This is a genomic window from Streptomyces sp. NPDC055140 (assembly GCF_053607285.1).
Genome location: NZ_JBSGTG010000001.1, coordinates 823,661 through 835,759, shown reverse-complemented (window position 1 = coordinate 835,759; position 12,099 = coordinate 823,661). Strand labels below are relative to the sequence as shown.

General features: G+C 72.2%; 11 protein-coding genes. 5 read left to right on the top strand and 6 right to left on the bottom strand.

Going from position 1 to position 12,099, the window contains the following annotated elements:
• Positions 1-46: 46 nt before the first annotated feature.
• Positions 47-559, bottom strand: coding sequence for a hypothetical protein (locus ACWFR4_RS03875; protein ID WP_453650594.1), 513 nt, complete (start codon positions 557-559; stop codon positions 47-49).
• Between the two features lie 292 nt (positions 560-851).
• On the opposite strand from ACWFR4_RS03875, the gene ACWFR4_RS03870 reads away from it, so the two are divergent.
• Positions 852-1,478 carry an NADPH-dependent FMN reductase gene (locus tag ACWFR4_RS03870; protein WP_453458050.1) on the top strand — a complete coding sequence of 209 codons (627 nt, stop codon included), beginning with the start codon at positions 852-854 and terminating at the stop codon, positions 1,476-1,478.
• 65 nt (positions 1,479-1,543) lie between these two features.
• Here the strand turns inward: ACWFR4_RS03870 and ACWFR4_RS03865 are convergent, their stop codons facing one another.
• Positions 1,544-3,184, bottom strand: a complete 1,641-nt coding sequence (locus ACWFR4_RS03865; RefSeq protein ID WP_453650592.1) for a M4 family metallopeptidase — start codon at positions 3,182-3,184, stop codon at positions 1,544-1,546.
• A 165-nt stretch (positions 3,185-3,349) separates the two neighbouring features.
• Between ACWFR4_RS03865 and cutA the strand changes: the two genes are divergently transcribed.
• Positions 3,350-3,676: a divalent-cation tolerance protein CutA gene (gene cutA / locus ACWFR4_RS03860; RefSeq protein ID WP_453650591.1), complete on the top strand. Its 327-nt coding sequence runs from the start codon at positions 3,350-3,352 to the stop codon at positions 3,674-3,676.
• Between the two features lie 254 nt (positions 3,677-3,930).
• Here the strand turns inward: cutA and ACWFR4_RS03855 are convergent, their stop codons facing one another.
• The 3 genes from ACWFR4_RS03855 to ACWFR4_RS03845 form a co-directional block, all read right to left on the bottom strand.
• A complete protein-coding gene (locus tag ACWFR4_RS03855) occupies positions 3,931-4,482 on the bottom strand; it encodes a DoxX family protein (protein ID WP_453458041.1) in 552 nt (183 codons plus the stop codon).
• 78 nt (positions 4,483-4,560) lie between these two features.
• On the bottom strand, positions 4,561-6,666 hold the full coding sequence (locus tag ACWFR4_RS03850; protein WP_453650589.1) for a molybdopterin oxidoreductase family protein: 2,106 nt from the start codon (positions 6,664-6,666) through the stop codon (positions 4,561-4,563).
• Between the two features lie 520 nt (positions 6,667-7,186).
• Positions 7,187-7,801: a SanA/YdcF family protein gene (locus ACWFR4_RS03845; RefSeq protein ID WP_453650652.1), complete on the bottom strand. Its 615-nt coding sequence runs from the start codon at positions 7,799-7,801 to the stop codon at positions 7,187-7,189.
• 240 nt (positions 7,802-8,041) lie between these two features.
• On the opposite strand from ACWFR4_RS03845, the gene ACWFR4_RS03840 reads away from it, so the two are divergent.
• Positions 8,042-8,944: a sirohydrochlorin chelatase gene (locus tag ACWFR4_RS03840; protein ID WP_453650587.1), complete on the top strand. Its 903-nt coding sequence runs from the start codon at positions 8,042-8,044 to the stop codon at positions 8,942-8,944.
• Positions 8,945-8,977: 33 nt separating this feature from the next.
• Complete coding sequence (locus ACWFR4_RS03835; RefSeq protein ID WP_453650585.1) at positions 8,978-10,348, top strand: deoxyguanosinetriphosphate triphosphohydrolase; 1,371 nt, start codon at positions 8,978-8,980, stop codon at positions 10,346-10,348.
• Here the strand turns inward: ACWFR4_RS03835 and ACWFR4_RS03830 are convergent.
• Positions 10,329-10,553 carry an ArsR/SmtB family transcription factor gene (locus ACWFR4_RS03830; RefSeq protein WP_453650583.1) on the bottom strand — a complete coding sequence of 75 codons (225 nt, stop codon included), beginning with the start codon at positions 10,551-10,553 and terminating at the stop codon, positions 10,329-10,331. The genes ACWFR4_RS03835 and ACWFR4_RS03830 overlap by 20 nt on opposite strands.
• A gap of 251 nt (positions 10,554-10,804) precedes the next feature.
• Here ACWFR4_RS03830 and ACWFR4_RS03825 point away from each other — a divergent pair, with 251 nt between their 5' ends.
• Entirely contained in the window at positions 10,805-12,079 is a 1,275-nt protein-coding gene (locus tag ACWFR4_RS03825; RefSeq protein ID WP_453458027.1) for an NAD(P)/FAD-dependent oxidoreductase, read from the top strand.
• The last annotated feature ends 20 nt before the right edge of the window (positions 12,080-12,099 follow it).

The window sequence follows — 12,099 nt, the reverse complement described above, 5'->3', positions numbered from 1 at the left end:
TACCAGAGGGCCGGAGGGACAGCGGAGGTCGTCCGTCCGGCGCCCGTCAGATTCCTTCGCCTCTCGCCCGGCGATGCAGGAGCCAGGTACCGCCCGCGGCGGCGACGGCAAGCGCTGCCACTCCCGCCGCGGTCTTCACGGGGTCGGTGCCGAGTGCGCCGCCGACCCCCGTCTTCACATGGCCCATCGGATGGACCTGGTCCGGTGAGGAGGCGAGCGCGACGATCAGATCGCCCGTCACCTGCCCGCCGCCGGAGCACTTCGCGACGATCTCGTACGTTCCGGGCGGCGCCGACGGAGGCACCTGGAACCGCCCCTCGGCGTCCTTCGTATGCGTGCCCGGGGCGAGCATGAAGGTGCCCGCGCCGACCGCGCTCGCGTCCCCGGCGGCGATGCGGGTCGCGCCGCACGCGGTGGTGTTGACGGTGACCGTGGCGCCCGCGGTGGCGCTCGCCGGGTACACCGCGAGGCCGCCCGGGCCGGCGTACGCGGGCGCGGTGGTCACTGCCGCGGCGGCCGCGGCGAGCGCGGCAGCGGTCAGCAGGCGGGATGTGCGCATCGTGTCGTGCTCCTCCGAGGGGGGCACGGCCCGCGGCACCCCCAAGTGCCGCTGCGTCGGTCACGCCCCTGCCCTACCGAGGTAAGTGGCACTCGCCCCGGAACGCCTCCTGATGCACCATCAGAAAACTGGTGAAAGGGCGTCACCTATCACTCCGGCAGGGATGTTCCAGCAGGTCACCGGCGTGTCGAAGAAAAGAACCCGCAGGGAGGGCCGGCGCCGGTGAACGGGTGACAGGACCCTCGTGGCGTCCGCTTGACCTCAACCAAACTTCAGGTACGAGGCTTACCCCATGAACACCACAGCCGCACCGTCCGCCGCCCCCGTTTCCGCCCCCACCGAGGCCCCCGTCAGGGTCGCCGTCGTCATCGGCAGCAACCGCGAGGGCCGCTTCGGCCCTGTCGTCGCCGACTGGCTCATGTCCCTGCTCGGGGAGCGCCCCGACTTCGCCGTCGACGTGATCGACGTAGCCGCCACCGACCTGCCCACCGCGCTCTCCTACGACCCGTCCGCCGAGGTGCGGGCCGAGCTGGCCAAGGTCACCCCGAAGCTGGCCGCGGCCGACGCCTTCGTCGTCCTCACGCCCGAGTACAACCACTCCTACCCGGCGTCCCTCAAGAACGTCGTCGACTGGCACCACGCCGAATGGCAGGCCAAGCCCGTCGGCTTCGTCTCCTACGGCGGGATCTCCGGCGGTCTGCGCGCGGTCGAGCACCTGCGCACCGTCTTCGCCGAGCTGCATGCCGTCACGGTCAGGGACACCGTCTCCTTCGCCAACGCGGGCAGCCACTTCGACGCGTCCGGCGCCCATCGCGACCCCGAGGCGCCGGCCGCCGCGGCGAAGTCGATGCTCGACCAGCTGGCGTGGTGGGCGAAGGCCCTACGGGAGGCGAAGGAAGTGCGCCCGTACGGCGGTTGAGACCGGACGGACGAAGGTCCCCGCGGCCGTCGGCGGCGGGGACCCTCACTCACACAGGTGCGATGTCAGCCCACGGACACGGCCGACCAGGTCGCGGCCACGGCGGCGTACTCCGCGCTGCCGGCCCCGTACAGGTCCTTCGCCGCGCTGAGCGTCGCCGTGCGGGCGCCCGCGTAGTTCGTCGAGGACGTCATGTAGACGGTCAGGGCCCGGTACCAGATCTTGCCGAGCTTGTCCTTGCCGATGCCGCTCAGCGTCGAACCGTTGCACGTCGTGCTGTTGTGCTGGACGCCGCCGATGACCTTCGGCCCGCTGCCCTCGGCGAGCAGGTACGCGAAGTGGTTGGCGACCCCGGACGAGTAGTGCACGTCGAGGTTGCCGACCGACGAGCTCCAGCAGTCCGCGGAGTTGCCGTCCTTGCTGGGCTTGTCCATGAAGCGCAGCGCCGGCTGACCGAAGCCGGGCTTCACGATCTTCTCGCCGATGAGCCAGTCGCCCGGGTCGGACGCGTTGTTCGCGTAGAACTCGACGAGCGTGCCGAAGATGTCGGACGTCGCCTCGTTCAGGCCGCCGGACTCGCCCGAGTAGGTGAGCCCCGCCGTCTTCGACGTGACACCGTGCGACATCTCGTGCCCGGCGACGTCGAGCGCCACGAGCGGCCCGAACGTCGAGCCGTCACCGTCGCCGTACGTCATGCAGAAGCAGGTGTCGTCCCAGAAGGCGTTGTTGTAGTTGCTGCCGTAGTGGACGCGGTTGTACGAGCCCTTGCCGTCGCCGCCGATGCCGTTACGGCCGTGGACGTTCTTGTAGTAGTCCCACGTCGTGTCGGTCCCGTACTGGGCGTCCACGGCGGCGGACGAGCGGTCGGCGTTCGCGCCGGTGCCCCAGTGGTTGTCGGCGTCGGTGAACACCACCGCGGGAGCGCGGCTCCAGCAGATGGTCAGGATGCAGCCGTCGGTCTTGTTCTGCGCGTCACCCGAGTAGGTGCCGCCCCGCGTCGGGTCCTTGAGCTGGTACGTCGACCCGGACTGGGTCGTCTCCAGCGGCACCGTGCCCGCGTAGAGGGACTTCCCGTCGCCGGTCGCGGTCTCGATGCTGTCCCAGGCGTCGATCTGCTTGCCGGTGGTGGCGTCGGTGAGGACGACACGGGCGACCGGGTTGCCGAGCGAGTCCTTGCCGGCGGCGTCGGTGCGCCAGGCCAGCTTCGGCGCGCCGTGCAGCGCGTCCACGACGAGCGCGGGCTTGGCGACGACCTTGCGCAGGAGCTCGCCCGGGTTGGCGGCACGCAGCGCGGAGGCGGCGAGGTCGGCGGCCTTCGGGGCGGGGAGCGCCGGCGTCACGCTCGGCACGGCGAGGTCGCCGCGGACCGCGCGGTTCGCCGAGCGGTAGCCGCCGGCGCGGTTCAGGTGGACGACGAAGTCGCCGCCGAGAACGGGGAGCTTGCGGAAGGTGCGGTTGTAGCGCACGTGCTGGGTGCCGTCCGGGTCGACGACGACGTCCCGCACGGAGGTGCCCTGAGCCGAGGTGAGCCCGAGGTCTCCGGCCACCGAGTCCAGCACGGCCGCGGCGTTCCGGACGGCGTCGGCCCGGGTGGGCGGGGCGGTGTCGGCGCCCGCGGTGGGGGCGAGGGCGGCGGCCAGCAGGGTGGCGGTCGCCGTGGCTATGCCGGCGGTGGTGAGTCGCGATGTGGTCCGGGAAGGTCTCATCGGGCTCCTAGTGACGGCGCGCGGGCGCGCTGAGGGGGGTCACGCTGATGACGTCTCAGGTTTAAGGGTCCATGACATGTCATGTCCATAGCGCCTCTGTGGCGGAGCTGTGAATAGGTGTTCACGTGCAGAATCAGGAGTGCACGGCCCGCGAAAGGAACGGACATGAACGCACTGGCCCTGACGGTCCTCACCACGACCGACGACGAGGCCAAGGCCCGCACCCTGGCCGCGGGAGCGGTCGAAGCGCGCCTGGCGGCCTGCGCCCAGATCGCGGGCCCGGTCACCTCGGTCTACCGCTGGCAGGGCAACACGGAGACCGCCCAGGAATGGCAGGTGCTCCTCAAGACCACGGCCGACGGCTACGAGGCTCTGGAGTCATGGCTGTTGGAGGCGCACGACTACGACACTCCGGAGATCATCGCGACACCGGTGGTACGGGGGAGCGCCGCGTACCTCGCGTGGATCGAGGGGGAGACGGGCGGGGCCTGATGGCATGAGCCGGAAAGCCCGACGGCCCGAGCGCGTCAGCACCCGGGCCACCATGACTCACCGGCTCACAACCGACCAGCGCGCCAGCTGGCCGGCCCACAATCAACCGGCCAACCGGCCAACCGGCCAACCGGCCAACCGGCCAACCGGCCAACCGGCCAACCGGCCAACCAGCTGACCGGCCAACCAGCTGACCAGCCAACCGGCTGACCAGCAACCGCCCAACCGGCTGACCAACTCACCGATTCACGGCCTCACTTACGCAGCAGCAGAGTGATCACCGCCACCACCACACCGAGCGCCACGGCGCCGACGCCGTATCCGAGGCGGTGGGACCGCAGCCCCGGCAGGAAGCGGTCGACGGCGATGCGCCCGGGGCCGGTCAGGGCGAGCGCCACCGCGCCGAGTGCGATCAGGAGCTCGTACTCGATGCCCTGCGGCGCGAAGAATCCGCCGCCCCACTTCACGGCGATGGCGTTGACCAGGGTGCCGGCCACGGCCGCGGCGGCCAGCGGGGTGAGCAGGCCGAGCGCGAGGCCGAGCCCGCCGAGGGTCTCGCTGAGCCCGGCGACCGCGGCGAACGCCTTCGGTGACGGGTAGCCGGAGGCGGCGAAGAACTGCCCGGTGCCGTCGATCCCGCCCCCGCCGAACCAGCCGAAGAGCTTCTGTGCGCCGTGCGCGGCCATGGTCAGGCCGAGGGCGAGGCGCAGTACGAGAAGGCCGAGGTCATAGGCGTGGGCGGGCGCGGCAGGGGTGGGGGTGCCGGGCGCGCGGAGCGGGCCGAGCTGGTTCGCGAGAGAGGTCACGTGGGGGTCTCCTGACTCGGAAATCGATATGCTTGAACTTTCAAGCTACCCTCAAGCTAACCGCCCGGCCGCCATGTTTCAAACTTGAACCACACCGCCAGGGCGGTCACCGGAGCCGGTGCCGGCCGCCTCGACCCGTACCGCGCACACCTTGAACTCCGGCATCCGGGACGTCGGATCGAGCGCGGGGTTGGTCAGGTTATTGGCGCGCCCGGCGCCTGGCCAGTGGAACGGCATGAACACCGTGTCGGGCCGGATGCCCGCGGTGATACGGGCGGGCGCCTCGGCCCGCCCGCGCCGGGAGACGACGGCGACAGGCTCGCCCTCCGCCACTCCGATCCGCGCGGCGAGCCGCGGATGCAGCTCCACGAAGGGGCCGGGCGCGGCGGCGTTCAGTTCGGCCACGCGCCGGGTCTGCGCACCCGACTGGTACTGCGACACGACGCGCCCCGTCGTCAGATGGACCGGGAACTCGGCGTCCGGCTCCTCGGCGGCCGCACGATGCGAGACGGCGGCGAAGCGGGCCCGCCCGTCCTCGGTGGCGAACCGTTCCAGGAAGAGCCGGGGCGTCCCGGGATGTTCCTCTTCCGGACAGGGCCAGAACACCCCGTCCTCCTCGACGAGCCGCCGATAGGAGATCCCCGCGTAATCCGCAGCTCCCCCCTCCGAGGCTCGCCGCAGCTCATCGAAGACCTCCTCCGGATCGGACGGGAAGCCTTTCTCCACCCCCAGCAGGCAGGACAGCTCGCGCAGCACCTCCAGATCGGTCTTCACGCCATCCGGCGGCGCGAGCGCCCGGCGGCGCAGCAGCACGCGCCCCTCCAGACTGGTCACCGTCCCCGTCTCCTCGGCCCACTGGGTCACGGGCAGCACCACATCGGCGAGAGCGGCGGTCTCGGAAAGCACCACATCCGCCACGGCCAGGAAGTCGAGCGACCGCAACCGCTCCTCCACATGCGCGGCGCGCGGCGCGGACACGACCGGGTTCGACCCCATGACCAGCAGCGCCCGTACATCCCGCCCCAGAGCGTCGAGCAGCTCGTACGCGGAACGGCCGGGGCCGGGAAGGGAGTCGGGGTCCACGCCCCACACGCCGGCCACATGCGCACGCGCCGCCGGGTCGGTCAGCTTGCGGTACCCGGGCAGCTGGTCGGCCTTCTGCCCGTGCTCGCGCCCGCCCTGCCCGTTGCCCTGCCCGGTCAGGCACCCGTACCCGGAGAGGGGCCGCCCGGCGCGCCCGGTCGCGAGGCACAGGTTGATCCAGGCGCTCACGGTGTCGGTGCCCTTGGACTGCTGCTCGGGCCCGCGCGCGGTGAGCACCATGGCGGCCTCGGGCTCGCAGAACATCCGCACGGCCTCGCGCAGTTGAGGCACGGCGACCCCGGTCACGCGCTCCACGTACTCGGGCCAGTGCGCCATCACGGCGGCCCGCGCGTCCTCCCAGCCCTGCGTCCGGGCGCGCACGAACTCCTCGTCGACCCGCCCCTCGGTCACCACCAAATGCAGCATCCCGAGGGCCAGGGCGAGATCGGTCCCGGGCCGGGGCGCGAGATGGAGGTCGGCGAGCTCGGCGGTGCGCGTGCGGCGGGGGTCGATGACGACCAGTGTGCCGCCGTTCTCCCGCAGTTCGTTCAGATAGCGGACCGCGGGGGGCATGGTCTCGGCCATGTTCGACCCGACGAGGACCACACATCCCGTACGCGGAATGTCTTCCAGGGGGAACGGCAGCCCGCGGTCGAGCCCGAACGCGGCGAGCTGCCCCGCCGCGGCGGACGACATGCAGAACCGACCGTTGTAGTCGATCTGGGAGGTCCCGAGCACGACCCGGGCGAACTTCCCGAGCCCGTACGCCTTCTCGTTGGTGAGCCCGCCCCCGCCGAAGACCCCGCACGCGTTTGGGCCATGAGCCGAACGCGTACGGGAAAGCCCCTCGGCGACCAGGCCGAGCGCCTCGTCCCACGAGGCCGGCTCCAGCGCGCCGCCCCTGCGGACCAGCGGCCCGGTCAGCCGCACGCCGGGGGCCAGCACGGCAGCGGCCGTACGCCCCTTCCCGCACAGGGCGCCCCGGTTGACGGGAAACCCGGCACGCTCCTCGACCTCGACAGCACCAGAGGCAGCAGGGACGAGATTCATCCCGCACTGGAGGGAGCAGTAGGGGCAGTGGGTGGGCGTGACAGTGAGCATGGGCTCACCCTGCGCGCACGCTGTTACGCGACAGCCCACGCCCGATTACACGCAAGACACGACGCCCTCTTAGCGCCACCGGCGGGCGAGTGAGAACAACGGCGGATGAGCCGCGAAACCGTCGCGAGGGGACGCCGTACCGGTGGGCGGGTGAGGACAACGGCGGATGAGCCGCGAAACCGCCGCGAGCGGACGCCGTACCGGTGGGCGGGTGAGGACACAGCGGATCAGCCGCGAAACCGTCGCGAGGGGACGTGGGGGTGTGTCCGCCCGGAGCACGGAGGTGCGGGCGCCGGTCAAGGGACACAGGGCGGAGGCGCCGCGATGGCGAGGACGGACACACCCCCGCGGCCCCGCCCCACCACACACGAGGCGCATCAGCGACGCCGCACCCCAGAGCGACGCTCAGCGAGGCCGTACCCCCAGAGCGACGCTCAGCGAGGCCGTACCCCCAGAGCGACGCTCAGCGAGGCCGTACCCCCAGAGCGACGCTCAGCGACGCCGCACCCCAGAGCGACGCTCAGCGACGCCCCACCCCCAGAGCCTCCCGAACCCCAGGCTCCCGGTCGCCCAGAAACCGGGGATCGGGCCGGAACACGGAATCGACCACGGCCTTACCCGCCGCGAACACCTCCCGGGCCCCGCCGTAATACCAGGTCACGTCGTGCCGGTCGTCGACACCGACGCCGTACGACGAGACGCCCGCGGCCTCGCACAGGGCGACCGCGCGCCGGATGTGGAAGTCCTGGCTGATCAGAACGGCCCGGTCGACCCCGAAGATCTTCTTGGCCCGCACGCACGAGTCCCAGGTGTCGAACCCGGCGTAGTCGCTGACGACAGCCTTGCCGGGCACCCCGTGCCGGGTCAGATAGGCCCGCATCGCGTCGGGCTCGTCGTAGTCCTCGCGGCTGTTGTCGCCGGTCACGAGAACCACCCGGATCCGCCCGTCGCGGTAGAGCTGGGCCGCCGCGTCGAGCCGGTGCGCGAGATAGGGCGACGGCTCGCCCTCCCACAGCCCGGCCCCGAACACCACGGCGACATCGGTGCGCGGCGCATCGTCGACCGTACGCAGCCGGTCCCCGGTCACGACGAACAGCCACGTCGCCGGCAACAGCGCCAGCACACACACGGCCATCGCGCCCTGTACGAACCGCCGCCACTCCCGCCGCGTACGCGGCAACCGGATCCGCACCACTGACCACCCCTGCTCGAAAACGTCGTCGCACGACTGGACGCACGTTTCCGCCGGCCGGTTCACGCGGCGAGCGGAGACCCCGACCACCTCACATCCGCCCGAACACCCGGTGAGCCCCGGGGAAGCGACCCGTCACCGCCCCGCAACGACGCCGCAACCTCCCCCGTCCAGGATCAATTCATGACGGCGTCGAAACATCAGCGCGACGAGCCCACCGGCACGGCCCACCTCGACAGTACGGCGCAACTCATGACCAGGATCACCAGCCAGCTCGGCACCCAGCTCAGCCACGTCCGGCTCGACGGCAGCCGCCGCACACCCGCGCAGGCACCGCCCGCCCCGCCCGCCCTGGTCGTCGTGGCGCACGGCAGCCGCGACCCGAGGGCGCTCGCCACGGTCCACGCCCTGCTCGACAAGGTGCGCGAGGAACGTCCGGGACTCCCCGTCCACCTCGGCCACATAGAGCTGAACGAACCGCTCCTGACCGACACCCTCGCGGGCCTCGCCCCCGGCCGGGCCGTCCTCGTCCCGCTGCTCCTGTCGCGCGGCTACCACGTCAAGCAGGACATCCCGGCAGCCCTGTCCACGGCCCCGCACGTGACGGCCCGCGTCGCCCCGCCGCTGGGCCCCCACCCGCTCCTGGTGGAAACGCTGTACGCCCGCCTGGTGGAGGCCGGCTGGGACCCGCGCCCCGACGCCCGCACGCGCAGGACCAGCGGTGTGGTCCTCGCGGCGGCGGGCTCCCGCGACCCCGACTCGGCCGCCGACACGGCCCGCACGGCCGCGCTCCTGGCCGACCGGCTGGGCGTCCCGGTCGTGCCCGCCTACGCGAGTGCCGCCGCCCCCACCGTCCCGGCCGCGCTGCGCGCCCTCGCCGTCAGAGGAAGGCACCGCGCCGCCGTCGCCGCGTACTTCACGGCGCCGGGCCGCTTCGCCACCCAGTGCGCGCAGGCCGCCCCCTGGATAGCCGCCGCCCCGCTCGGCGCGCACACGGCGATGGCCCGCCTCCTCCTCCACCGCTACGACGGGAGCCTCGCCTTCCCGGCGACCGCCCCCGTACTGAGGCAGCTCACGTCGGCCTGACCGTTTGTCACCGCATGCCCTTACTGTCAGTCCATGGAAGGCACGCACGAGACACCCGCAGCGAAACACGAAACACCCACAACAAAGAACCCGACCGCTCCGACCGCGCCGACCCACGCCATCGACCCGTCCGGCTACGACGCCGCCTCGGTGGAGCGCTGGGCACCCGAGCCCGACAAACGCCCCGGCCGCACCGCCTTCCAGCGCGACCGCGCCCGCGTCCTGCACTCCTCGGCGCTGCGCCGCCTCGCGGGCAAGACCCAGGTCGTCACCCCGGGCACGATGAACCGCGCCTGGGACGCCAGCCCCCGCACCCGGCTGACGCACTCCCTGGAATGCGCGCAGGTGGGCCGGGAGCTCGGCGCGGCACTCGGCTGCGACCCGGACCTCGTCGAGACGGCCTGCCTCTCGCACGACATGGGCCACCCGCCCTTCGGGCACAACGGCGAACAGGCGCTGAACGAGGTGGCGCAGGACTGCGGCGGCTTCGAGGGGAACGCGCAGTCGCTGCGCCTGCTGACACGTATCGAACCCAAGCGCTTCGTCCACAGCGCCGACGCGGACGAGCTGGTCAGCGTAGGACTGAACCTCACGCGCGCCGCGCTCGACGCCGCGACGAAGTACCCGTGGCCTCGCGGCGGCCACCCCACCGACCCGGCCTCGCCCAAGTTCGGTGTGTACGAGGACGACCGCCCGGTGTTCGACTGGATCCGCAAGGAGTCACCCGAGCGCAGGACCTGCTTCGAGGCGCAGGTCATGGACTGGTCGGACGACGTCGCGTACTCGGTGCACGACCTGGAGGACGGGCTGCACGCAGGCCACCTCGACCCGAACATGCTGCACGCGGAGCCCGAGCGCCGTGACATCTACGCGGTCGCGATCGGCCGTTACGTACCGGCGGACACGGACCCCGAAGAGCTCGCGGCGGCGCTCGACCGGCTCCTCGACCAGGAGTGGTGGCCGCACGGCTACGACGGCACGGCCGTTGCCCAGGCCCGCCTCAAGGACGCGACGAGCCAGCTCATCGGCCGCTTCTGCCTCGCCGCGGAGGGCGCCACCCGCGCCCGCCACGGCACGGGCCGCCTCACGCGCTACGAGGCCGAACTGGTGGTGCCGCGCGAGGCCCGGTACGAATGCGCGGTCCTCAAGGCGGTCGCCGACCGGTACGTGATGCAGCGCCCGCAGCAGGAGCGGCTCCGCGCCGACCAGCGCATCGTCGTGGCGGAGCTCGCCGAGGCGCTCACCCGCCGCGCGCCCGACGGTCTCGACCCGCAGTTCCGCGCCGTGTTCGACACGGCGGGCGACGACCGCGCCCGCAAGCGCGTGGTCGTCGACCAGATCGCCTCCCTCACCGACGCCTCGGCCCGCGAGCTGCACGCGCGGCTCACAGGGCCCCGTGCATGAGGGCGTCGCCCAGCGGGGTGCGGCGGTGCAGGACGGTGTTGCCGCGCCGCAGCGAATAGACGAGGCCCGCCTCTCGCAGGACCGTGGCGTGCCGGCTCGCCGTGGACGCGGTGAGCCGCACCAGCCGGGCCAACTGCGTTGTCGTACGAGGATGTTCGAGGGTGTCGAGCACCAGTGCCCGGGTCGGCCCGATCAGCTGGCCCACCGGCTGACCCACCGGCAGGCCCGCCGCGCACCCGCCGCTCCCCGCGAGATCTCCGTCAGGTCAGGGCCTGCGCCGCGGAGCGGGGCTCGTGCGGGTCGCGTTCCTGGGCACGGTCGTCGTCCTCGTCGCGAAACCGGCCATCGACCACTGGGCGTGACGAAAAGATGCCCTGTTCGGGCCATGCCCCCTTCCCGCATCACGCTCCGTGCGGGACGCTCGCATATGGCGCCATGGCAAAGAGGAGGCATCACGTGGTCGACGCGGATCAGACGTTCGTCATTGTCGGAGGCGGGCTCGCCGGAGCGAAAGCGGCCGAGACGCTGCGCTCCGAGGGCTTCAACGGCAGAGTGATCCTCATCGGGGACGAGGGAGATCATCCGTACGAACGCCCACCCCTGTCCAAGGGCTATCTCCAGGGCAAGGAGGAACGGGACAGCGTCTTCGTCCACGAACCGGCCTGGTACGCACAGAACGACATCGAGCTGCACCTCGGCCAGACCGTCGTCGCGGTCGACCCGGCCGTGAAGAACGTCCGGCTGGGCGACGGCACGGTCGTCCACTACGACAAGCTGCTCCTGGTCACCGGCGCGGAGCCGCGCCGCATGGACATCCCGGGTACCGAGCTCGCCGGCGTGCACCACCTGCGCCGCCTCGCCCACGCGGAGCGCCTCAAGGGCGTCCTCGCCTCCCTCGGCCGGGACAACGGCCACATCGTGATCGCGGGAGCGGGCTGGATCGGCCTGGAGGTCGCCGCGGCGGCCCGCGAGTACGGCGCCGAGGTCACCGTCGTCGAGCCCGAGGCGACCCCGCTGCACGCGGTGCTCGGCCCAGAGATCGGCCAGATCTTCGCCGACCTGCACGCCGAGCACGGCGTCCGCTTCCACTTCGGGACCCGCCTCACCGGCATCACCGGCCAGGACGGCATGGTCCTCGCCGCCCTCACCGACGACGGCGACGAGCACCCGGCCCACGACGTGCTCGCCGCGATCGGTGCCGCCCCGCGCACCTCGCTCGCCGAGTCCGCCGGGATCGAACTCGTCGACCGGTCGCACGGCGGCGGCATCGCCGTGGACGCCTCGCTGCGCACCTCCGACCCGGACATCTACGCGGCCGGTGACGTGGCGGCCGTGCAGCACCCCCTCTTCGGGACCCGGCTGCGCGTCGAGCACTGGGCCAACGCGCTCAACGGCGGCCCGGCGGCCGCCCGCGCCATGCTGGGCCAGGAGGTGACGTACGACCGTGTGCCGTACTTCTTCTCCGACCAGTACGACGTCGGCCTCGAGTACTCGGGCTGGGCGCCCCCGGGCTCGTACGACCAGGTCGTCATCCGCGGGGACGCGGGCAAGCGGCAGTTCATCGCGTTCTGGCTCAAGGACGGGCGGGTGCTCGCCGGGATGAACGTGAACGTGTGGGACGTCACGGAAACCATCCAGGCCCTCATCCGCGCCGGGGTCAGGCCCGGGGCGGAACGCCTGTCGGATCCGTCCGTCTCGCTCACTGCGCTCCTCGAGGGGGAGGACGGGTGACGTGAGTGTCGGCGGGTCGC

Bases quoted from the DNA above. Each gene is read 5' to 3' on its own strand.
- ACWFR4_RS03870 (WP_453458050.1), top strand. From the start codon at position 852: ATGAACACCACAGCCGCACCGTCCGCCGCCCCCGTTTCCGCCCCCACC.
- cutA (WP_453650591.1), top strand. From the start codon at position 3,350: ATGAACGCACTGGCCCTGACGGTCCTCACCACGACCGACGACGAGGCC.
- ACWFR4_RS03845 (WP_453650652.1), bottom strand. From the start codon at position 7,801: ATGGCCGTGTGTGTGCTGGCGCTGTTGCCGGCGACGTGGCTGTTCGTC.
- ACWFR4_RS03865 (WP_453650592.1), bottom strand. From the start codon at position 3,184: ATGAGACCTTCCCGGACCACATCGCGACTCACCACCGCCGGCATAGCC.
- ACWFR4_RS03850 (WP_453650589.1), bottom strand. From the start codon at position 6,666: ATGCTCACTGTCACGCCCACCCACTGCCCCTACTGCTCCCTCCAGTGC.
- ACWFR4_RS03875 (WP_453650594.1), bottom strand. From the start codon at position 559: ATGCGCACATCCCGCCTGCTGACCGCTGCCGCGCTCGCCGCGGCCGCC.
- ACWFR4_RS03835 (WP_453650585.1), top strand. From the start codon at position 8,978: ATGGAAGGCACGCACGAGACACCCGCAGCGAAACACGAAACACCCACA.
- ACWFR4_RS03840 (WP_453650587.1), top strand. From the start codon at position 8,042: ATGACGGCGTCGAAACATCAGCGCGACGAGCCCACCGGCACGGCCCAC.